The following is a 21,552-nucleotide window of genomic DNA, read 5'->3' as shown; positions in this document are numbered from 1 at the left end:
TTCAGGCCTTCGCGACTGCGGGCTGGGCGGCGGGTTTCTTCTCGGCGCTGGTCACGCTGGGTTTCTCGCCGATCTTGTAGGTTTCGAGTATCTCGTAGGTCACGGTGTGGCGGGTGGCGTTGAAGTACTGCCGGCAGCCGGCGGCGTGCACCCACAGCTCGTGGTGGATGCCGCGCGGGTTGTCGCGGAAGAACATGTAGTCGCCCCACTCCTCGTCGGTGCAGGCGCCGGGGTCCAGCGGGCGCGGGATGTGCGCCTGGCCCTTGGCGTGGAATTCCTCTTCGGAGCGCAGCTCGCCGCAATGGGGGCAGAAGATATGAAGCATGGTCTAAACCTCCGGGGTTGCCTTCCGTGGGAGGCGGGGCGCCGGCTCTTCGCCGAACCACCCTCTCCCGCCCTTCGGGCACCCTCTCCCGCAAGCGGGAGAGGGGAATCAGTTGTCGCCCTGCGGGCGAGTGTTCAATGAGCTACTGCCGCAGCACCGTGCTCGTCGATGAGCGCGCCACTGTGGAAACGTTCGATGGAGAAGGGTGCGGCCAGCGGGTGCGGCTCGCCGGTCGCCAGGGTGGCGGCGAAGACGTTGCCCGAGCCCGGGGTGGCCTTGAAGCCGCCGGTGCCCCAGCCGCAGTTGAAGAACAGGTTCTTCACCGGCGTCTTGCCGATGATCGGGCAGGCGTCCGGGGTGGTGTCGACGATGCCGCCCCACTGGCGGTTCATGCGCACGCGGGAGAGCACCGGGAACATCTCGACGATGGCCTGCAGGGTGTGCTCGATCACAGGATAGGAGCCGCGCTGGCCGTAGCCGTTGTAGCCGTCGATGCCGGCGCCGATGACCAGGTCGCCCTTGTCCGACTGGCTGATGTAGCCGTGCACGGCGTTGGACATGATGACGCTGTCGATGATCGGCTTCAGCGGCTCGGAAACCAGGGCCTGCAGCGGGTGCGATTCGATCGGCAGGCGGAAGCCGGCGAGCTTGGCCATGTGCCCGGAGTTGCCCGCGGTGACCACGCCGACGCGCTTGGCGCCGATGAAGCCGCGGTTGGTCTCGACGCCGATCACCGCGCCGTCCTGCTTGCGGAAGCCGATGACCTCGGTCTGCTGGATCAGGTCCACGCCCAGGGCGTCGGCGGCGCGGGCGAAGCCCCAGGCCACCGCGTCGTGGCGGGCCACGCCGCCGCGGCGCTGCACGGTGGAGCCCATGATCGGGTAGCGGGCGCTCTTGGTGCAGTTCAGGTAGGGGATTTCCTCGGCCACCTGCTGGGCGTTCAGCAGCTCGCCGTCCACGCCGTTGAGGCGGTTGGCGCTGACGCGGCGCTCGCCGTCGCGCATGTCCTGCAGGGTGTGGCAGAGGTTGTAGACGCCGCGCTGGGAGAACATGACGTTGTAGTTGAGGTCCTGGGACAGGCCTTCCCACAGCTTCATGGCGTGCTCGTAGAGCTGCGCCGACTCGTCCCACAGGTAGTTGGAGCGGACGATGGTGGTGTTGCGCGCGGTGTTGCCGCCGCCCAGCCAGCCCTTCTCCACCACCGCGATGTTGCGGATGCCGTGTTCCTTGGCCAGGTAGTAGGCCGTGGCCAGGCCGTGGCCGCCGCCGCCGACGATGACCACGTCGTACACCGGCTTGGGCGTGGGCGTGCGCCACATGCGCTGCCAGTTCTCGTGGTGGCTCAGTGAGTGCTTTAACAGGCCGAAGCCGGAGTAGCGTTGCATGTGGGGTGCTCCTGAAAATCTCGTGTCGCGGCGTTCTACCTGTAGGAGCGGGCCCTGCCCGCGATGCTTTCGGCCATTCGCGGGCAGGGCCCGCTCCTACGGAGCAAGGGCCGCGGGAATCTCAACGATAGACCGGGAAGTCGGCGCACAGGCCGGCGACCTGGGTGGCCACCTTGGCCTCGACGTCGGCGTCGCCCAGGTGGTCGAGCACGTCGCAGATCCAGCCGGCCAGCTCGCGGCTCTGTTCTTCCTTCAGGCCCCGGCTGGTGATGGCCGGGGTGCCGACGCGGATGCCCGAGGTGACGAACGGGCTCTGCGGGTCATTGGGCACGGCGTTCTTGTTCACCGTGATGCCCACGCGGCCGAGGGCGGCGTCGGCTTCCTTGCCGGTCAGGCCCTGCTTGACCAGGCTGATCAGCATCAGGTGGTTGTCGGTGCCGCCGGAGACCACGTCGTAGCCGCGGTCGATGAAGACTTCGGCCATGGCCTTGGCGTTCTTGATCACCTGGGCCTGGTAGTCCTTGAACTCCGGCTCCAGCGCTTCCTTGAAGCACACCGCCTTGGCGGCGATCACGTGCATCAGCGGGCCGCCCTGGGCGCCGGGGAACACCGCGGAGTTGAGCTTCTTCTCGATCTCCTCGTTGGAACGCGCCAGGATCAGGCCGCCGCGCGGGCCGCGCAGGGTCTTGTGGGTGGTGGTGGTGACCACGTCGGCGTAGGGCAGCGGGTTCGGGTACAGGCCGGCGGCCACCAGGCCGGCGACGTGGGCCATGTCGACGAACAGCAGCGCCCCGACCTTGTCGGCGATGGCGCGGAAGCGCGGGAAGTCGAGGGTCTTGGAGTAGGCGGAGAAGCCGGCGACGATCATCTTCGGCTTGTGCTCCACGGCCAGGCGCTCGACCTCGTCGTAGTCGATCAGCCCGGTGGCGGTGTCCAGGCCGTACTGCACGGCGTTGTACAGCTTGCCGGAGGAGGAGACCTTGGCGCCGTGGGTCAGGTGGCCGCCGTGGGCCAGGCTCATGCCCAGGATGGTATCGCCGGCGTTGAGCAGCGCCAGGTACACCGCCGAGTTGGCCGAGGAGCCGGAGTGCGGCTGGACGTTGGCGTAGTCGGCGCCGAACAGCTGCTTGGCGCGGTCGATGGCCAGCTGCTCGACTTTATCCACATGCTCGCAGCCGCCGTAGTAGCGTTTGCCCGGGTAGCCTTCGGCGTACTTGTTGGTCAGCCCGCTGCCCTGGGCCTGCATGACGCGCTTGCTGGTGTAGTTCTCCGAGGCGATCAGCTCCAGGTGGTCTTCCTGGCGTTCTTCCTCGGCGGCCATGGCGGCGAAGAGTTCGTCGTCGTAGCCCTGGATCTGGTCATGCTTGCTGAACATCGCGGTCTCCGTGCGACAGGCGCGTCGCTTGTGGGTGGAGGCTGCCCTGACCGCCCGCGCCGGGAGCCTGGCGGGGCTCGGCGCGAAGGGGTCGGTATTAGCCAGTTGCGATCGATTGTGCGCAATAGCCAGCCCCCCCATTTGCCTGTTTGCGACGTCAAAATGCCCAAACCTACCCGCGCGCTGCACCGCCCGTCCCTGCTTCGTCTGCGCCGGGCCCGCGACGGCCGCGAAGGCGTCGGCGCGACATCGACAGGGGTGCAAGCCGAGGCCCGGCGGCGCCCCCCGCGCATGTCGCAGAAGAACAAGAAAAGCAGGCTGCCCCGACTGCCGTCGCTTTCCGGCTGCCTGGCCGGGGAAAAGCCGTCTGCCGCCGACCTGAAAATGCACCGGGCTGCCACCGGGCCACTGCTGCACGCCGCGCCGCCCAGCGGCTAGAATGCCGCCACTGTCAAACCCGAGGACGCCATGAAACGCTCCCTGATCCTGCTCAGCGCCCTGATGCTCGGCGCGACCCTCCACGGCTGCGGCGGTGGCGACGACAAGGCCAAGGCCGAGAAGGCCGCGGCCGCCGCGGCGCCGGCCGACAGCTGCACCGGCCACCCGCTGGAAAAGGCCCTGCCGCCGAGCAAGGAAATGTACGGCTACCCGTTCATCTCCCGCGAATGCGGCTACAACGACGCCAAGCTGGTGTACGGCACCGCCGACGGCAGCCGCCACCTGGAGATCAGCCTGATCGACACCGGCATGCCGGCGCCGGCCCAGGATGCCAATAGCGAGCAGGCCATCGCCTACCGTGGTGCGCAGGACAAGCTGCGCGACATGACGCATTCCAGCCTGACCTTGCTGAACAAGACTCGCGAGACTGCGATCAAGAATGGCACTGCCGACAAGTTCGGTGGCGAGGACTACCTGCCGGTGATCGACACCACCCGCATGGGCGATCCCCTGGGCGTAGTCGCCCCGGCCAAGGGCGAGGCCGGTGAGTCCAGCCTGACCGGGCTGATCAAGGGGCGCTACGTGCTGACACTGAGCAGCCCGGACAAGCCCAACGGCGGCAGCACCCAGTCCATGCGGCAGTTGTTCGTGCCTATCGTCGAGCAGATGAAGCTGACGGCGTTGCCCTGACCGGCCGCCTCCGGCGTTATCCGCCGAATCGCGGACAGAGTCCGCTCCTACGGTTACAGGGAAGCACGGGCGTAGGAGCGGACTTTGTCCGCGATTGGCCCCGGCCACGCCGGACGCCTCGGTGGCACGGCGAACCGCCGTAGGATGGCGTTGAGCGAAGCGATACCCATCATCACCACCGCATGGGTTTCGCAAGCTCAACCCATCCTACGACGAGCACCTCGGCGCAGCCTGAAAGACAGTTGCTACGGTTCCAGGAAAGCACGGGCGTAGGAGCGGACTTTGTCCGCGATTGGATTCCCGGCCACGCCGGACGCCTCGGTGGCACGAACGATCCCCTTCGCGAGCCGTCGTAGGATGGCGTTGAGCGAAGCGATACCCATCACCCCGGCCGCATGGGTTTCGCCAAGGCTCAACCCATCCTACGAAAAGCGCCTTGGCGTAGCCGGCAAGACTGTTGCTCCTACAAAAGCTGCGATTTCGCTACGCTGCCTGTGGATGACTCTTATCTTCCCGAGGCAGCTTTCGATGTTCGACATTTCCCAGCAATTCGCCAGCGACAACTATTCCGGCATCTGCCCGGAGGCCTGGGCCGCCATGGCCGAGGCCAACCGCGGCCATGAGCGGGCCTACGGCGACGACCAGTGGACGGCGCGCGCCTCCGACCACTTCCGCGAGCTGTTCGAGACCGATTGCGAAGTGTTCTTCGCCTTCAACGGCACCGCCGCCAACTCCCTGGCCCTGGCCGCCCTGTGCCAGAGCTACCACAGCGTGATCTGCGCCGAGACCGCCCACGTCGAGACCGACGAGTGCGGCGCCCCGGAGTTCTTCTCCAACGGCTCCAAGCTGCTGCTGGCGCGCACCGACGAGCAGGGCAAGCTGACTCCCGCGGCTATTCGCGAAATCGCCCTGAAGCGCCAGGACATCCACTATCCCAAGCCGCGGGTGGTGACCCTCACCCAGGCCACCGAGGTCGGCACCGTCTACCGCCCGGACGAACTGGGCGCGCTCAGCGCCACCTGCCGCGAGCTGGGCCTGCACCTGCACATGGATGGCGCGCGCTTCTCCAACGCCTGCGCCTTCCTCGGCGCCACCCCGGCGGAGCTGACCTGGAAGGCCGGCGTCGAGGTGCTGTGCTTCGGCGGCACCAAGAACGGCATGGCGGTGGGCGAGGCCATCCTGTTCTTCGACCGCGAACTGGCCGAAGGCTTCGACTACCGCTGCAAGCAGGCCGGCCAACTGGCCTCGAAGATGCGCTTCCTCGCCGCGCCCTGGGTCGGGGTGCTGCAGGATGACGCCTGGCTGCACTACGCCAACCACGCCAACCAGTGCGCACGCCTGCTGGCGCAGCGGGTGGCTGACGTGCCGGGCATGCAGCTGATGTTCCCGGTGGAGGCCAACGGGGTGTTCCTGCAGATGTCCGAGCCGGCCCTGGAGGCCCTGCGCCAACGCGGCTGGCGCTTCTACACCTTCATCGGCGCCGGCGGCGCGCGCTTCATGTGCTCCTGGGACACCGAGCTGGAGCGTGTCGAGGCCCTGGCGCAGGACATTCGCCAGGTGATGGGCGCCGACACCTGAGTTGTCCACCGAATCTGTCGAAAACCCTGTGCGCAGCCTGTGGCCGGGCTGTGTGCAGGCGGCTGGCATATCGTGTGCGGAGCATTCGTCACCGTAGTCCTGGGTCTGGTCATGCAGGCTGAACATCGCGGTCTCCGTGCGGCGCACATTTGCGACACGCCTGTCGCTGACGAAACGGCGTACTTGCTAATCGGATGCACCTGACATTGGCGAGGGGGGCTATTTGACAAGGTACATGGGTTCCCAATGATGGAGTCCTGCCATGTCCAAGCCTGCCGCCCGCCAGACCGACATCGACGCCTGCCCGCTACCAGGGCATGGCTCCAACCCCACGGTCACGGGCTCACCCGACGTACTGATCAATGGCCTGCCGGCGCTTCGCGTTGGCGACAGCAGTGCCTGCGGTGACGTGGTTGTCGAGGGGATGGCCAGCATCCTGGTTAATGGCCGGCCGCTCGCCTTCCAGGGAAGCACTACCGCCCATGGCGGCGTGATCATTTCCGGATCTGGCGATGTGCTCATTGGTAACCAGCACACGCCGGCGCCTTTCGTGCCGCCGGCGCCCATGCCCAATACCTTTCAGGACAGGTTTCAGCTGGTCTGTTCGCAGACCGGTGAACCGCTGCCTCATTACCCCTACGTCATTCGTCGTGCCAATGGCGCAATGGAGAAGGGCGTATCCGATGACCAAGGATTCACCCACCTGCTCAGATGCGTGGGCGAAGCGGAGAAGGTCCAGATTCTCGCGGGAGGTGACGCATGAGCGGCGAGGCCGATGCCGCTCTTAAAGCGCCCAGGGTCGCCGATACACGAGAACTGACCCCGGCGGCAGACCAGGCGGTGAAAAAGATTCCAGTGGTCGTGAAAACGGCGGTGGTGTTTTTTATCGGTGGTGCGGCGGACAGGGAGTCCTATTACTTCCAGGGGCCGAACGACAACGTCGATGAGGCCAAGAAGATACTGGACGCCGATTTTGAAATGCAGAAGCAGGCAGGTGCGTACGCCTCCTATCATGTGGGCTACAGCGACGTGCGAGGCGGCAGGGACATCAGAAAGTACGTGCTGAGCAAGATTGTCTCCAAGGCCATGCCCGTCTACCTGGTGGGGCATAGTCTGGGTGGCTGGAACGGCGCACACCTTTCGCAGATCCTCAGCGACAAGGGCTACAAGGTGAAGGCGCTGATAACGCTCGACCCGGTCGGGGAGGGTTCCATTGTCTGGGTGGGTTCGGACATCTACATGAACAAGCCAACGCCGCAGGCCGAATTCTGGATCAATGTTCGCGCCAATGCCGAGAGTCCGGACGCGTCGGACCGCGTTGCCGAATTCGGTGAACGCTGGATTCCCCAGGGCGCCAACATCAGCGTTGTAGCGAACATCCACCACGCCAATGCCGGCCGGATGTTCACGGTCATGATGCCGCAGGGCTTCTCGCCCTATGACTATCTCAGGCGCTCCATCCAGGAGTACCTGGCGAAATGAACAAGGTGCGGGTGTTCGCTTCGCTGCTTATCGTCTCGCTCTGTTCGGCCTGCATGAGAGACCATCACCAGCCGATCGCCAACCTGGCCTACCTTCGTTCGCAACCGGTGGAAGGTCGTATCAGCTTCCATCTTTACTTCGCCTCCGATCTGGATCTCGACGAGGTCTATTCCCATCTGGAGGGGAGCGGCAAGATCGGGCAGCGGCTTTACTGCTCCCTCGAGCGTGAGCCGCAGTTCAGCATGGGCCATGTGATCCCGGCGTTCGGCGAGGGTACTGTCGAACGCATTGGCCAGGACGGCGGCCGTTATCTCTATCTCTCCAGCCTGCACTTCGCGGAAACCAGTGACGGGGGCCGGTCGGATCGGTTTATTGACCAGCGGCGTTTCAAGGAGATTCTTGCCGGGCGTAGGAGCGTCCCGTGCAAGGTGGTGATGACTGCCTACGGCTACAAGGCCTATTTCTCCAACACCCTCCTGCTGCCTGCAGACGACCTGCTGCCCATGCTGCCGGAGCAATAACGAGCCCGCGGGGCGACGCAGTGCGTCCCTTTGGCGCCTCCATACCTGCATCGGCGCCTGCAGCGTGCTCCTGGGACACCGAAGTCGAGCGTGTCGAGGCCCTGGCGCGGGACATCCGCGAGGTCATGGGCGCCGCCGCCTGAGTTGTCCACCGAATCTGTCGAAAACCCTGTGCGCAGCCTGTGGCCGGGCTGTGCGCAGGCGGCTGGCAGCCGCATGGCCGCTGGGCCGGGCCAGGGCGCTCGGCGTTTGCTCGGTGGGCTGGATTCTGCCCCCGGAATCTGTTGGCCGCACTGTGGATAAAGTGTGAATGAACACTCTCGCGCCAGGCCTGGCGGGGCCTGCGCACGGCTGTACGTTTTTTGACCTTGTTTCCGCTGCGCGCCTTGATTTTCAAGCACTTGCCGTGACCTTCCGGTGACCGACAAGTTGCCCACAATGGCTGTGGAGCGAGGCGCTGGAAAGCTGTGGAAAAGCTGTCGGTGAATGGCTGTACGAGCGAAGCGGCGGGGCCTGCCAGGCATTGCTGGTTTTTTCGCCAATGGCCCTGTCTCCGGGCGCTGCGGAAAAAACCGGCGGCCAATCGTCGCGGGCTGTCCACGGCTTCTGTTGACCGGCTTGTGACAAAGCTGTGGATAAACTGCCGCTGGACAGGCGTTCCGGGGCTTGCGCAGCGGTGCCCAAAAAATCACCAGCGCTGCGCTTGAGGCCCCGTGGCGCAAGGCCTTCCGGCATCCCGGAGCGTTTCCCGAACTGTCCACAATGGCTGTGGAGGCGACCTTCAGCAAGCTGTGGAAAAGCTGTGGTGAAACGGCTGCGGCAGGCATGCCCGCTGGGCTCGTGGCGCCTGGCTGTTTTTTGCCCAGAGAGTCCCGAGGTGCTACCTATACTTGCCGTTACCCTGCCTGGGAGGTGCCCCATGTCGAACTACTCGGTCGAACAGATCCGCACGGTCGCCCTGGTCGGCCATGGCGACAGCGGCAAGACCCTGCTCGCCGAAGCCCTGCTGCAACGCAGCGGCGCCATCCCCGCGATGGGCTCGCTGGAACGCGGCGACACCCTGTGCGACGCCGACCCGCTGGAGCGCGACTACCACCACTCGCTGTCCGCCGCGCTGGCGCACTTCGAGCACGAGGGCGCGCACGTCCAGCTCATCGATACCCCCGGCCTGCCCGACTTCATCGGCCACGCGCTGCCGGCCCTGGCGGCGGTGGAGACTGCGCTGGTGGTGGTCAACGCGCAGAACGGTATCGAGCTGAACACCCACCGCATGATGGACTGGGCCGCCGAGCGCGGGCTGTGCCGGATGCTGGTGGTGAACAAGATCGACGCCGAACGCGTCGACCTGCCGACGCTGCTGGCCGACCTGCGCGAAGCCTTCGGCAAGGAGGTGCTGCCGCTGAACCTGCCGGCCGGCGGTGCGACTCGGGTGGCCGACTGCTTCTTCGCGCCCGCCGGCGAGGCGGACTTCTCCTCGGTGGAGGAGGCGCACCAGGCGCTGGTCGACCAGGTCGTGGAGGTCGACGAGGAGCTGATGGCGCGCTACCTGGAGCAGGGCTCGATCCAGCCGGAGGAACTCCACGAACCCTTCGAGCGGGCCCTGCGCGAAGGCCACCTGATTCCCCTGTGCTTCGTCTCGGCGCGCACCGGCGTCGGCGTCGACGAGTTGCTGGCGGCGCTGGCGCGGCTGGCGCCCAACCCCGCCGAAGGCAACCCGCCGCTGTTCGAGCGGCTGGACGAGCAGGGCGGCGCCAGGCCCTTTCGCTCGCAGCCGGACCCCGAGGCCCACGTGCTGGCCCATGTGTTCAAGGTGGTGATCGACCCCTTCGTCGGCCGCCTGGCGGTGTTCCGCGTGCACCAGGGCACCGTGCGCCGTGACATGCAGCTGTTCGCCGGGGACGGCCGCAAGCCGTTCAAGGTCGGCCACCTGCTGCGCCTGCAGGGCAAGCGCCACGAGGAGGTGCCGCAGCTGATCCCCGGCGATTTCGGCGCGCTGACCAAGGTCGAGGAGCTGGAGTTCGACGTGGTCCTGCACGACTCCCACGACGAGGACCACATCCGCCTGGCGCCGCTGGACTTCCCCACGCCCATGCAGGGCCTGGCCATCGAGGCCGGCCGCCGCGGCGACGAGCAGCGCCTGGCCGAAGTGATGCAGCGCCTGCTGGCCGAGGACCCCTGCGTGCGCCTGGACTACAACGCCTCCACCCAGGAAACCGTGCTGCGCGGCATGGGCGAACTGCACCTGCGCTACCTGCTGGAGCGCCTGACCGGCAGCTACAAGCTGGAAGTGAACACCCGAGCGCCCAGCGTGCCCTACCGCGAGACGGCCACGCGCCCGGCCGAGGGGCACTGCCGGCACAAGAAGCAGACCGGCGGCGCCGGCCAGTTCGGCGAGGTGTTCCTGCGCGTGGAGCCCTTGCCGCGCGGGGCCGGCTTCGAGTTCGTCGACGCCATCAAGGGCGGGGTGATTCCGGGGCAGTTCATCCCCTCGGTGGAAAAGGGCGTGCGCGCGGCGCTGGCCGCCGGGCCCCTGGCCGGCTTCCCGGTGGAGGACGTGAAGGTCACGGTGTTCGACGGCAAGAGCCATTCGGTGGACTCCAAGGACATCGCCTTCCAGGCCGCCGGGCGCAAGGCCATGTTCGACGCCCTGCGCAACGCTGGCGGCATGCTGCTGGAGCCGGTGGTGAACATCGCGGTGACGGCGCCGGAAGCACGCCTGGGCGACATCACCGCCGACCTCACCGGCCGCCGCGGCCAGGTGCTGGGCACCGAACCGCTGTCGGCCCGCGCCACCCTGGTGCGCGGCCAGGTGCCGCTGGCGGAGCTGGAGGGCTACGCCAACCGGCTGAAGGCGATCACCGCCGGGCAGGGCTTCTTCACCCTGGAGGCCAGCCACTACAACCCCGTGCCGCAGGACGTGCAGCAGCGCCTGGCCAGTGGGTACAAGGCGGTGCAGGAAGAAGACTGAGGAGGCCGGGTCCTGTCTTGCCGGCAGCGCCGGAGCGCTCTTCGTAGGAGCGAGCCGTGCCCGCCGGTATGGCAGGAGCAACTGTCTTGCGCCGAGGTGCTCTTCGTAGGATGGGTTGAGCTTGCGAAACCCATGCGGTTGCGCTGATGGGTATCGCTTCGCTCAACGCCATCCTACGGAAAGCCGTGCTTCCTGGAACCGTAGGAGCGGGTTTATCCGCGATGCTCTGTGCGTGGGCTCGGCTTATCGCGGACGGAGTCCGCTCGTTGTTTCTGGGTTCCCGCGTTCGCGGGAATGACGGGTAAGAATCGTGTTTTCCGACGTCATTCCCGCGAACGCGGGAACCCTATGGACGAGGGTGTTTCGCCGGCCCCTGTAGGAGCGGGCCCTGCGCGCGAATCGCGGGCAGGGCCCGCTCCTACAGGGGCCCCAGGCGCATCAATTCAGATGCAGTTCCACCCCGAAGCGCCGCGACAGGCACGGCCACTGCTTCCAGGCGGTGACCGTCTGCGGGTCGCTCAGGCGGGCGCGGTAGGCCTGCGCCGCCGGGCTGGCGAAGACGCTGTCGTCGAGCATCGAGTCCACCGCGTGGTGCACGGCCTCGTCCAGCTGGTTGGCGAAGGGCTCGCCGATCAGCTGGTGTGCCACCAGGTTGGCCACGGTGGTGTCCAGCGGGATCAGCGGCTGGCCGAAGTGGGCGATGTAGCGGTCGTTCACTTCCTCCACCAGGCGGTGCGCCAGGTAGGCCTCGTCGAGCAGCGCGTCCAGGCCGTCGTGGCCGGCCAGCAGGTCGGGCGGGGTCAGGAAGAAGTGCTCGGCGACCTTCAGCACCGGCTTGATCCTTTCCTCTATGCCGGCGTTGCGCGCCACGCTGGTGGCGGCTTCGAGGAACTCGGGGACCTGCTCGATATAGGCGTGGACGAAGCGGGTGAGCACCTGGACGGCATCGTCGCCGCTCAGGTTGATGCTCGGGTGCAGGCCCGCCATCTGGCTGTGGATGAGCCGCGCCAGGTGCCCGTTGCGCGTCTCGAGCTGGTGGGCCTGCTGAATCAGTTCGCGCAGTGCTGCGATATTCATGACAACTCCAAGACAACTCGATTTGGAAAGTGAAGAAAGACCTTAGCCGGGCGGGTCGGCGAGCTAAGACGCGATCGTCATAATCACGCAACCTTTATGAGGTTCGGGCATATCAAGCCGCCACCATGGTAGCGCAAAGCCGCAGGCGGCGTGGCTTTGAGAGCACCTTTCGCAATTGCGGAGGAGTTTTTTGCGCTGCGTTGTTATGTCGCAACCCCTGGCTATACTCCGATTCGACACACCTGAACCTGATGAACCCGGCCTGCCTTGAACGTGCCGAGGCTCGGCGGTCAAAGTTTGCTGTCTTGGCGGTCGCTCCCTTGGCCGCTGGCGTTTGCCGGCGGGATAAGAACAACGATAAGGGGAACCCGAATGCTGCGACATCCGCGTACCTGGATGGGCTTGCTGTCGCTCCTCGTGTTCGCTCCGGCGCACGCCGCCTGGACGGTGAACATGACCCCGGGGGCGACCGAGGTCAGCCGTAACGTGTTCGACCTGCACATGACCATTTTCTGGATCTGTGTGGTCATCGGCATCATCGTCTTCGGTGCCATGTTCTGGTCGATGATCGTCCACCGCCGTTCCACCGGCCAGCAGCCGGCGCATTTCCACGAGAGTACCGCAGTGGAAATCCTCTGGACCGTGGTGCCGTTCCTGATTCTGGTGGTGATGGCCATTCCCGCCACGCGCACCCTGATCCACATGTACGACACCTCCGAGCCGGAGCTGGACGTGCAGGTCACCGGCTACCAGTGGAAGTGGCAGTACAAGTACCTGGGCCAGGACGTGGAGTTCTTCAGCAACCTGGCCACCAGCCAGGAGCAGATCCACAACAAGGATCCCAAGGACGAGCACTACCTGCTGGAGGTGGACAACCCGCTGGTGCTGCCGGCCGGGGTCAAGGTGCGCTTCCTGGTGACCTCCAGCGACGTCATCCACTCCTGGTGGGTGCCGGCCTTCGCGGTCAAGCGCGACGCCATCCCCGGCTTCGTCAACGAGGCCTGGACCAAGATCGACGAGCCCGGCGTCTACCGCGGCCAGTGCGCCGAGCTGTGCGGCAAGGACCACGGCTTCATGCCCATCGTGGTCGACGTGAAGTCCAGGCCGGACTTCGACAAGTGGCTGGCCGAGCGCAAGGAAGAGGCCATCAAGCTCAAGGAGCTGACCAGCAAGGAATGGACGAAGGAAGAGCTGGTCGCCCGTGGCGACAAGGTCTACCACACCATCTGCGCCGCCTGTCACCAGCCCGAGGGCCAGGGCATGCCGCCGATGTTCCCGGCGCTCAAGGGCTCGAAGATCGTCACCGGGCCCAAGGAGCACCACCTGGAAACCGTGTTCAACGGCGTCCCGGGCACGGCCATGGCGGCCTTCGGCAAGCAGCTCTCGGAAGTGGACATCGCCGCGGTGATCACCTTCGAGCGCAACAGCTGGGGCAACAACGACGGCGACATGGTCACTCCGCAAGACGTAGTGGCCTACAAGCAGAAGCAAAAATAACGAGGAGCCTGCGATGAGCGCTGTGATCGACCATCCCGAGCATTCGTACGCCGGCGAGCACCACCACGGCCCGGCCAAGGGCCTGATGCGCTGGGTCCTGACCACCAACCACAAGGACATCGGCACCCTGTACCTGTGGTTCAGCTTCTGCGCCTTCCTCCTCGGCGGCTCCTTCGCCATGGTGATCCGCGCCGAGCTGTTCCAGCCGGGGCTGCAGATCGTCGAGCCGGCCTTCTTCAACCAGATGACCACCATGCACGGCCTGGTGATGGTCTTCGGCGCGGTGATGCCGGCCTTCGTCGGCCTGGCCAACTGGATGGTGCCGCTGATGATAGGCGCGCCGGACATGGCCCTGCCGCGCATGAACAACTTCAGCTTCTGGCTGCTGCCGGCGGCCTTCGGCCTGCTGGTCAGCACCCTGTTCATGCCCGGCGGCGGCCCCAACTTCGGTTGGACCTTCTACGCCCCGCTGTCCACCACCTTCGCCCCGCACAGCGTGACCTTCTTCATCTTCGCCCTGCACATGATGGGGATGAGCTCGATCATGGGCGCGATCAACGTGATCGCCACCATCCTCAACCTGCGCGCCCCGGGCATGACGCTGATGAAGATGCCGCTGTTCGTCTGGACCTGGCTGATCACCGCCTTCCTGCTGATCGCGGTGATGCCGGTGCTGGCCGGCTGTGTGACCATGATGCTGATGGACATCCACTTCGGCACCAGCTTCTTCAGCGCGGCCGGCGGCGGCGACCCGGTGCTGTTCCAGCACGTGTTCTGGTTCTTCGGCCACCCCGAGGTGTACATCATGATCCTGCCGGCCTTCGGCGCGGTCAGCGCGATCATCCCGGCGTTCAGCCGCAAGCCGCTTTTCGGCTACACCTCGATGGTCTACGCCACCGCCTCGATCGCCTTCCTCTCGTTCATCGTCTGGGCGCACCACATGTTCGTGGTCGGCATCCCGCTGGTGGGCGAACTGTTCTTCATGTACGCCACCATGCTGATCGCCGTGCCCACCGGGGTGAAGGTGTTCAACTGGGCCTCGACCATGTGGCAGGGCTCGCTGACCTTCGAGGCGCCGATGCTGTTCGCCGTGGCCTTCGTCATCCTCTTCACCATCGGCGGCTTCTCCGGGCTGATGCTGGCCATCGCTCCGGCGGACTTCCAGTACCAGGACACCTACTTCGTGGTGGCGCACTTCCACTACGTGCTGGTGCCCGGGGCGATCTTCGGCATCTTCGCCTCGGTGTACTACTGGATACCCAAGTGGACCGGACACATGTACGACGAGACCCTGGCCAAGCTGCACTTCTGGCTCTCGTTCATCGGCATGAACATGGCCTTCTTCCCCATGCACTTCCTGGGGTTGGCTGGCATGCCGCGGCGGATTCCGGACTACAACCTGCAGTTCGCCAACTTCAACATGGTCTCGTCGATCGGCGCCTTCCTGTTCGGCACCACCCAGCTGCTGTTCCTGTTCATCGTCATCAAGACCATCCGCGGCGGCAAGCCGGCCCCGGCCAAGCCCTGGGACGGCGCCGAAGGCCTGGAGTGGACGGTGCCCTCGCCGGCGCCCTACCACACCTTCAGCACCCCGCCGGAAGTGAAGTGAACCGCCCTTCGTAGGAGCGAGCTTGCTCGCGAACGACTCCGCAGCGGGGCTGGTTCGCGAGCAAGCTCGCTCCTACAGGAGACCCGACATGAGCGACGGCAATATCGAGACGCGCAAGCTGGTCACCCGCCTGGTGGTGGTGGTGGTGGCCATGTTCGCCTTCGGCTTCGCCCTGGTGCCGATCTACAACGTCATGTGCAAGGCCCTGGGCATCAACGGCAAGACTTCCGGCAGCGCCTACCAGGGCGGCCTCCAGCAGGTGGACATGGCGCGCCAGGTAAAGGTGGACTTCGTGGCGAACAACAACATCGACATGGTCTGGGAATTCCGCCCCGAGAGCGAAATGATCGTGGTGCACCCCGGGGCGGTGAACCAGATGCTGTTCGTCGCGCAGAACCCCACCAACAAGCCGATGACCGCCCAGGCCATCCCCAGCATCGCGCCCTCCACGGCCGCGCGCTACTTCCACAAGACCGAGTGCTTCTGCTTCACCCAGCAGGTCCTGCAGCCCGGCGAGCGCATCGAGATGCCGGTGCGCTTCATCGTCGACCGCGACCTGCCGGCGGACGTCCACCGCATCACCCTCGCCTACACGCTGTTCGACATCACCGCACGCAAGCCACCGGTGGCCAGCAACGACCGCTGACCGGCCCAGGAGAACAAGAATGGCAACCCACGATCCGTACTATGTCCCCGCGCAGAGCAAATGGCCGATCATCGCCACCATCGGCCTGCTCACCACGTTGTTCGGCGTCGGCACCTGGATGAACGACTACAGCGCCGGCAAGGAAGCCTCCCACGGGCCCTGGATCCTCTTCGCCGGCGGGCTGATCGTCGCCTACATGCTGTTCGGCTGGTTCGGCAACGTGATCAAGGAGAGCCGCTCCGGGCTCTACAGCCCGCAGATGGACCGCTCGTTCCGCTGGGGCATGAGCTGGTTCATCTTCTCCGAGGTGATGTTCTTCGCCGCCTTCTTCGGCGCGCTCTTCTACATCCGCCACTTCGCCGGGCCCTGGCTCGGCGGCGAGGGCCACAAGGGCATCGCCCACATGCTCTGGCCGGAGTTCCAGTACACCTGGCCGCTGCTGAGCAACCCGGACAACAAGCTGTTCCCGCCGCCCAAGGAAGTCATCGAGCCGTGGAAGCTGCCGCTGATCAACACCATCCTGCTGGTCACCTCCAGCTTCACCGTGACCTTCGCCCACCACGCGCTGAAGAAGAACCACCGCGGCCCGCTGAAGCTTTGGCTGGCGATCACCGTGGCGCTGGGCGTGGCCTTCCTGTTCCTGCAGGCCCACGAATACCACGAGGCCTATAGCGAACTGGGCCTGACCCTCGGCTCGGGCATCTACGGCACCACCTTCTTCATGCTCACCGGCTTCCACGGCGCCCACGTGACCATAGGCGCGCTGATGCTGAGCATCATGCTGATCCGCATCCTGCGCGGGCACTTCGACGCCGAGCACCACTTCGGCTTCGAGGCGGCCAGCTGGTACTGGCACTTCGTCGACGTGGTGTGGATCGGGCTGTTCATCTTCGTGTACGTGCTTTGAGGCGGCACGGCCTGTAGGAGCGAGCTTGCTCGCGAACGGCTCCGCAGCGGGGCTGGTTCGCGAGCAAGCTCGCTCCTACGAAGAGCAAGAGCAGGAACTCAGAAGGTGGCGGAAGTGACCAACTGCCCGGAGTAGAAGCCCCAGGCGACCAGGGCGAGGGTGAGGGCGGCGAGGATGACCCGCACGGTAAGGGCGTTGACCACACGGGAACCGTGGCCCTCGTCCTTGACCAGGAAGAACAACCCGCTGAACAGGCTGGCCACGGTGGCCAGCAGCAGAACGACGATCGCGGCCTTGAGCATGACCTGGCTCCGATTGCTGAGGGGGTAACTTGCAGTATAGCCAGCACGCCATCGACTCCCGCCCGCGCCACGGCGTGGCGGCGGTCTTCCGGCCGGGCCTGGCGCCGACCCTGGTGGTCCTGGCGCTGCTCCCGCTGCTGGTGGCCCTGGGCTGCTGGCAGCTTTCCCGCGCCGCCGAGAAGCGCGTGCTACTGGCCGCCGCCGAAGCGCGCCGCGAGGCCGCGCCCATCCCCGCCGCCCAGCTCGAACGCCTGGCCGACCCCGCCTACGTGCGGGTGCGCCTGCAGGGCCGCCTGGACGCCGAACATACCCTGCTGCTGGACAACCGCACCCGCGACGGCGCCGCCGGCGTCGAGGTGCTGCAGCCCTTCCACGACAAGGCCAGCGGCCTGTGGCTGCTGGTCAACCGCGGCTGGCTGCCCTGGCCCAACCGCCGCGTGCCGCCGACCTTCGACACGCCCGCCGGCGACCTGCTGCTCGACGCCTGGGCCTACGTCCCGCCGCCCGGCGGCCTGCAGCTGGCCGATGCGCGGCAGCAGGCCTGGCCGCAACTGATCACCCGCGTCGACCCGGACGCCACCTGGCAGGCCCTGGACCGCAACGGCCTGGCCCTGGAGCTGCGCCTGGAACCGGGCGACGCCGCCTTCGAGACCAATTGGCCGGTGGTCGCCATGGCCCCGGAACGCCACACCGGCTACGCCGTGCAGTGGTTCGCCATGGCCACCGCCCTGCTCGCCCTCTACCTCTACCTCGGCATCCGCCGCGCACGGGAGAAGCCCGCCCATGACCAGCCTGACCCTCGATGAAACCCAGCTGCGCCGCCGCAACCGCGGGCGCCTGCAGCTGCTGCTGATCCTCGCCGTGGTATTCGGCCCGATGCTGCTGGCCACCGGCATGTACAAGTTCCGCTTCTGGGTGCCGGAAAGCCGCAGCTACCACGGCGAGCTGATCGCCAACGGCAGCACGCCCGCCGACCTGGGCGTGCAGGCCGACGCGAGCGACCGCTGGCAACTGCTGGTCACCGCCCCCGCTACCTGCGCCGCCGACTGCCAGCAATTGGTGTACCTGGCGCGGCAGATCAACATAGGCCTGAACCGCGACGCCAACCGCGCCGAGCACGCCCTGGCCGCCGCCCAGGCGCTGCCGGCGGACTTCCAGGCGCAGCTGGACAAGGACTACCCGCGCCTGAAGCGCTACGCCCTGCAACCGGCCGCCGGCGAGCAGGCACCGCAGCTGTGGATAGTCGATCCCCACGGCAACCTGGTGCTGCGCTACGCCGCCGGCGCCAACGGCAAGCAGATCCTCGGCGACCTGCAACTGCTGCTGAAGCTCTCCCACATCGGCTGAGCGCAGGCCACGACAACAACAAGAACGGGGGCTGTGCATGACGAACACACCGCGTAAACCCGGCTTCTACGTCGCCGCCTTCGCCACCGCCCTGGCGCTGGTGGTGGTGCTGCTCGGCGCCTACACCCGGCTCACCCACGCCGGCCTGGGCTGCCCGGACTGGCCCGGCTGCTACGGCTTCATTCACGTGCCCAGCAGCGAGGCGCAGCTGGCCCACGCCGAGCAGCACTTCCCCGAGGCCCCGGTGGAAGCGCAGAAGGGCTGGAACGAGATGATCCACCGCTACTTCGCCGGCACCCTGGGCCTGCTCATCGCCGGCCTGGCGGTACACGCCCTGCTGCGCCGCGGCCGCGACGGCCAGCCGCTGCGCCTGCCGTTGCTGCTGCTGGGCGTGGTGATCGCCCAGGCCGCCTTCGGCATGTGGACGGTGACCCTCAAGCTGTGGCCGCAGGTGGTCACCGCGCACCTGCTCGGCGGCTTCACCACCCTGTCGCTGCTGTTCCTGCTCAGCCTGCGTCTGTCCGGCGCCGTGCAACCGCTGCAACGCGCCGGCGCGCCGCGCCGCCTGGCAGCCTTCGCCCTGGCCCTGGTGGTGCTGCAGATCGCCCTGGGCGGCTGGGTGAGCAGCAACTACGCGGCGGTCGCCTGCATCGACCTGCCCATGTGCCACGGCCAGTGGTGGCCGCAGATGGACTTCGCCAACGGCTTCCACCTGACCCAGCACATCGGCCCCAACTACCTGGGCGGGCAGCTCGACAGCGACGCCCGCACGGCCATCCACATGACCCACCGCATGGGCGCCTTCTGCGTGGTGGCGGTGCTGCTGGTGCTGGCCTGGCGCATGCAGCGCGTCGGCCTGATCTACCCCACCGCGCTGATGTTGCTGGCGCTATCGCTGCAGGTCGGCCTGGGCATCAGCAACGTGCTGCTGCACCTGCCGCTGCCGGTGGCGGTGGCGCACAACGGCGGCGGCGCCTGCCTGCTGCTGAGCCTGGTGCTGGTCAACTACCGCCTGCGCGCGCCGGTCAGCGTCGCCAAGGTCGCTGCGGCCGGCAGGGCGCGCACACTGCCGGCGCTGGAGCGGCCGGCGGCCTATCCCTCGCAAGGCTGAACCTCATTCAACGAACGGAGAGTCGAACATGGCCAGCGTACTGAGCGGCACCCGCAGCCAACCCGGCTGGCGCGATTACCTGGAGCTGACCAAGCCCAAGGTGGTCCTGCTGATGCTGATCACCTCGCTGATCGGCATGCTGCTCGCCACCCGCAGCGGCATGCCCTGGACGGTGCTGCTGTTCGGCAACCTGGGCATCGGCCTGTGCGCCGGCGCGGCGGCGGCGGTGAACCACGTGGTGGACCGGCGCATCGACTCGATCATGGCGCGCACCCACCGCCGCCCGCTGGTGGAGGGGCGGCTCTCGCCCAGCGTGGCCCTGGGCTTCGCCCTGCTTCTGGCGCTGGCCGGGATGAGCCTGCTGCTGACCTTCACCAACGCCCTCACCGCCTGGCTGACGCTGGCCTCGCTGCTGGGCTACGCGGCGCTCTACACGGGCTTCCTCAAGCGTGCCACGCCGCAGAACATCGTGATCGGCGGCCTGGCCGGCGCGGCCCCGCCGATGCTCGGCTGGGTGGCGGTGACCGGGCACCTGTCGGCCGAGCCGCTGCTGCTGGTGCTGATCATCTTCGCCTGGACGCCGCCGCACTTCTGGGCCCTGTGCCTGCACCGCAAGGACGAGTACGCCAAGGCCGAGATTCCGATGCTGCCGGTGACCCACGGCGAGCGCTACACCAAGCTGCACATCCTGCTCTACAGCCTGGTGCTGTTCGCCGTGAGCCTGATGCCCTTCGCCATCCACATGAGCGGCCTGGTCTACCTGCTCGCCGCGCTGGCCCTGGGCGCTCGCTTCCTCGACTGGGCCTGGGCGCTGTACCGTGACAGCAAGCCCCATGCGGCCATCGGTACCTTCAAGTACTCTATCGCCTACCTGTTCCTGTTGTTCATCGCCCTGCTGGTGGACCATTACCTGCCCATCCACATGGCGCTGTAACGGCCAGGGGTTCGCGAGCAAGCTCGCTCCTACGAAGAGCCCCGCAGGACCGACCTGTAGGAGCGAGCTTGCTCGCGAACGCTCTTCCACCCGCTCCCGACCACGAGAACCCCATGTCCCGAGTCAACAAGACCGTCCTCATCCTGGTAGCCATAGTCGCCGTCATCCTCGGCCTCACCGTGCAGAAGGTCCTCACCGAGAAACACCGCCTCGACCCCGCTGCGCTGCTCGACGCCGGCATCGTGCTGCTGCCGCAGAGCCGCGAGGTGCCGGCGCTGACCTTCCAGGACCAGGACGGCAAGCCGTTCGACACCGCCAGCCTCAAGGGCCGCTGGAGCCTGCTGTTCTTCGGCTACACCTTCTGCCCGGACGTCTGCCCCACCACCCTGGCGCAGCTGCGCGAGCTGCAGGGCAAGCTGGCCCCCGAGGCGCGCGAGAAGCTGCAGGTGGTATTCGTCAGCGTCGACCCGCACCGCGACACCCCGGCACGCCTGAAGGAATACCTGGGCTTCTTCAACGCCGGCTTCCAGGGCCTGGTGGGCAGCGACGAGGCCATCCAGAAGCTGGCCAACGCCATGAGCATCCCCTACATCCCGGCCGACACCAGCAAGCCCAACTACACCGTCGACCACAGCGGCAACCTGGTCATCATCGGCCCGGACGGCACCCAGCACGGCTTCATCCGCGCCCCGCTGAACAACGCCAAGCTCGCCGAACAGCTGCCCAAGGTGCTCGCCGACCAGGGCTGAGCCATTCGCCGGCGCGCAGCCGGCCCATTCACCGCGCTGCTTTGTCGCAGCCAGGCAACGGCCACCCTCGGGTGGCCGTTCTTTTTTTTCATCACCCGCCTGCACAGCCTTGGACTAGTCTGTTTTTCAAGGCCTGCCCCGACGCCCGCCCGAAAGCCAGGAAACATGCGCTGTGAGGCGGTCGCCAGGGATTTCCTGACTCTGTAGTCAATGTAAAAAATCTGCTACGGAATTCCAGGCATCAGTGATCACTCATATTTCGGATTAAAAACATTAATTAACACCTATAGATACGCCTGAGGCAGGATTGACGGGCCTCTCACCGGGTTGCCGGGGGTTCTGATGAGCAAACATTCACACCAGGGATAGCGTTTTCCCCCGGTCACAATAGGCAATTAGGCTAAAAGCCAGGGCGCACGCGCCCCTTGCCGGGACGGGGGAACTACGGGTCCCAACGTGACTTGTAGTCCTTTTTCAGTACTACTTCAGAACTTCTTGCCGACCCAGTGGCTCGATTGCACAATGCCGACGCCCAGCGGGTTCTGGACCCGCCCTTTCGCGGCATGCGTTGCCAGTTCGACAACCCGGCCGCCTTCCGGCGCCGGACTACT

Annotated in this window: 21 protein-coding genes; 16 read left to right on the top strand and 5 right to left on the bottom strand. The window is 66.4% G+C overall.

Annotation, left to right across the window (positions count from 1 at the left end; all coding sequences use genetic code 11):
- Position 1: 1 nt before the first annotated feature.
- From M8R19_RS15360 to glyA, 3 genes are all read right to left on the bottom strand, one after another.
- A complete protein-coding gene (locus tag M8R19_RS15360; protein ID WP_009614657.1) occupies positions 2 to 325 on the bottom strand; it encodes a sarcosine oxidase subunit delta in 324 nt (107 codons plus the stop codon).
- Positions 326 to 459: 134 nt separating this feature from the next.
- Positions 460 to 1,710 carry a sarcosine oxidase subunit beta gene (locus M8R19_RS15355; RefSeq protein WP_009614658.1) on the bottom strand — a complete coding sequence of 417 codons (1,251 nt, stop codon included), beginning with the start codon at positions 1,708 to 1,710 and terminating at the stop codon, positions 460 to 462.
- A gap of 121 nt (positions 1,711 to 1,831) precedes the next feature.
- On the bottom strand, positions 1,832 to 3,085 hold the full coding sequence (gene glyA / locus M8R19_RS15350; RefSeq protein ID WP_043269972.1) for a serine hydroxymethyltransferase: 1,254 nt from the start codon (positions 3,083 to 3,085) through the stop codon (positions 1,832 to 1,834).
- A 291-nt stretch (positions 3,086 to 3,376) separates the two neighbouring features.
- Here glyA and M8R19_RS15345 point away from each other — a divergent pair, with 291 nt between their 5' ends.
- The 7 genes from M8R19_RS15345 (at position 3,377) to fusA (ending at position 10,762) form a co-directional block, all read left to right on the top strand.
- Positions 3,377 to 3,523, top strand: coding sequence for a hypothetical protein (locus M8R19_RS15345; RefSeq protein WP_249918233.1), 147 nt, complete (start codon positions 3,377 to 3,379; stop codon positions 3,521 to 3,523).
- Positions 3,524 to 3,553: 30 nt separating this feature from the next.
- The gene (locus tag M8R19_RS15340) at positions 3,554 to 4,213 is read left to right on the top strand and encodes a hypothetical protein (RefSeq protein WP_249918232.1); all 660 of its coding nucleotides are present in this window, start codon (positions 3,554 to 3,556) and stop codon (positions 4,211 to 4,213) included.
- 528 nt (positions 4,214 to 4,741) lie between these two features.
- Positions 4,742 to 5,791 carry a threonine aldolase family protein gene (locus tag M8R19_RS15335; protein ID WP_249918231.1) on the top strand — a complete coding sequence of 350 codons (1,050 nt, stop codon included), beginning with the start codon at positions 4,742 to 4,744 and terminating at the stop codon, positions 5,789 to 5,791.
- A 262-nt stretch (positions 5,792 to 6,053) separates the two neighbouring features.
- Positions 6,054 to 6,554: a PAAR domain-containing protein gene (locus tag M8R19_RS15330; RefSeq protein WP_249918230.1), complete on the top strand. Its 501-nt coding sequence runs from the start codon at positions 6,054 to 6,056 to the stop codon at positions 6,552 to 6,554.
- The gene (locus M8R19_RS15325) at positions 6,551 to 7,273 is read left to right on the top strand and encodes an alpha/beta hydrolase (protein ID WP_249918229.1); all 723 of its coding nucleotides are present in this window, start codon (positions 6,551 to 6,553) and stop codon (positions 7,271 to 7,273) included. Before M8R19_RS15330 ends, M8R19_RS15325 begins: the two co-directional genes overlap by 4 nt.
- The gene (locus M8R19_RS15320; protein WP_249918228.1) at positions 7,270 to 7,794 is read left to right on the top strand and encodes a hypothetical protein; all 525 of its coding nucleotides are present in this window, start codon (positions 7,270 to 7,272) and stop codon (positions 7,792 to 7,794) included. Before M8R19_RS15325 ends, M8R19_RS15320 begins: the two co-directional genes overlap by 4 nt.
- A 919-nt stretch (positions 7,795 to 8,713) precedes the next feature.
- Positions 8,714 to 10,762 (top strand): elongation factor G, encoded by a 2,049-nt coding sequence (gene fusA, locus M8R19_RS15315; protein WP_249918227.1) that lies wholly within the window; start codon positions 8,714 to 8,716, stop codon positions 10,760 to 10,762.
- Between the two features lie 438 nt (positions 10,763 to 11,200).
- On the opposite strand, the gene M8R19_RS15310 is transcribed toward fusA, so the two are convergent.
- Positions 11,201 to 11,839 (bottom strand): hypothetical protein, encoded by a 639-nt coding sequence (locus tag M8R19_RS15310; protein WP_074980526.1) that lies wholly within the window; start codon positions 11,837 to 11,839, stop codon positions 11,201 to 11,203.
- 372 nt (positions 11,840 to 12,211) lie between these two features.
- On the opposite strand from M8R19_RS15310, the gene coxB reads away from it, so the two are divergent.
- The 4 genes from coxB to M8R19_RS15290 all read left to right on the top strand — a co-directional run bounded on the left by coxB (position 12,212) and on the right by M8R19_RS15290 (position 16,498).
- On the top strand, positions 12,212 to 13,336 hold the full coding sequence (gene coxB / locus M8R19_RS15305; RefSeq protein WP_249918226.1) for a cytochrome c oxidase subunit II: 1,125 nt from the start codon (positions 12,212 to 12,214) through the stop codon (positions 13,334 to 13,336).
- A 13-nt stretch (positions 13,337 to 13,349) separates the two neighbouring features.
- Positions 13,350 to 14,945, top strand: a complete 1,596-nt coding sequence (ctaD, locus tag M8R19_RS15300; protein ID WP_249918225.1) for a cytochrome c oxidase subunit I — start codon at positions 13,350 to 13,352, stop codon at positions 14,943 to 14,945.
- Positions 14,946 to 15,033: 88 nt separating this feature from the next.
- Positions 15,034 to 15,591, top strand: coding sequence for a cytochrome c oxidase assembly protein (locus M8R19_RS15295; protein WP_249918224.1), 558 nt, complete (start codon positions 15,034 to 15,036; stop codon positions 15,589 to 15,591).
- Positions 15,592 to 15,610: 19 nt separating this feature from the next.
- Positions 15,611 to 16,498, top strand: coding sequence for a cytochrome c oxidase subunit 3 (locus M8R19_RS15290; protein ID WP_009614695.1), 888 nt, complete (start codon positions 15,611 to 15,613; stop codon positions 16,496 to 16,498).
- A 98-nt stretch (positions 16,499 to 16,596) separates the two neighbouring features.
- Here the strand turns inward: M8R19_RS15290 and M8R19_RS15285 are convergent, their stop codons facing one another.
- On the bottom strand, positions 16,597 to 16,800 hold the full coding sequence (locus M8R19_RS15285; RefSeq protein WP_009614697.1) for a twin transmembrane helix small protein: 204 nt from the start codon (positions 16,798 to 16,800) through the stop codon (positions 16,597 to 16,599).
- Positions 16,801 to 16,829: 29 nt separating this feature from the next.
- Between M8R19_RS15285 and M8R19_RS15280 the strand changes: the two genes are divergently transcribed.
- The 5 genes from M8R19_RS15280 (at position 16,830) to M8R19_RS15260 (ending at position 20,941) form a co-directional block, all read left to right on the top strand.
- Positions 16,830 to 17,606, top strand: a complete 777-nt coding sequence (locus tag M8R19_RS15280) for an SURF1 family protein (protein ID WP_283939470.1) — start codon at positions 16,830 to 16,832, stop codon at positions 17,604 to 17,606.
- A complete protein-coding gene (locus M8R19_RS15275) occupies positions 17,584 to 18,147 on the top strand; it encodes a PA_0111/PP_0108 family redox-active disulfide protein (RefSeq protein WP_249918223.1) in 564 nt (187 codons plus the stop codon). Before M8R19_RS15280 ends, M8R19_RS15275 begins: the two co-directional genes overlap by 23 nt.
- Positions 18,148 to 18,184: 37 nt before the next feature.
- Entirely contained in the window at positions 18,185 to 19,258 is a 1,074-nt protein-coding gene (locus M8R19_RS15270; protein ID WP_249918222.1) for a COX15/CtaA family protein, read from the top strand.
- Between the two features lie 28 nt (positions 19,259 to 19,286).
- Complete coding sequence (gene cyoE / locus M8R19_RS15265; protein WP_249918221.1) at positions 19,287 to 20,192, top strand: heme o synthase; 906 nt, start codon at positions 19,287 to 19,289, stop codon at positions 20,190 to 20,192.
- Between the two features lie 113 nt (positions 20,193 to 20,305).
- Positions 20,306 to 20,941: an SCO family protein gene (locus M8R19_RS15260; protein WP_009614707.1), complete on the top strand. Its 636-nt coding sequence runs from the start codon at positions 20,306 to 20,308 to the stop codon at positions 20,939 to 20,941.
- Positions 20,942 to 21,552: the final 611 nt, after the last annotated feature.

The organism is Pseudomonas sp. R3.Fl, from assembly GCF_023516765.1.
In the GTDB taxonomy this organism is placed as follows: Bacteria; Pseudomonadota; Gammaproteobacteria; order Pseudomonadales; family Pseudomonadaceae; genus Pseudomonas; species Pseudomonas citronellolis.
This window is presented reverse-complemented; position numbering and strand designations above follow the sequence as displayed.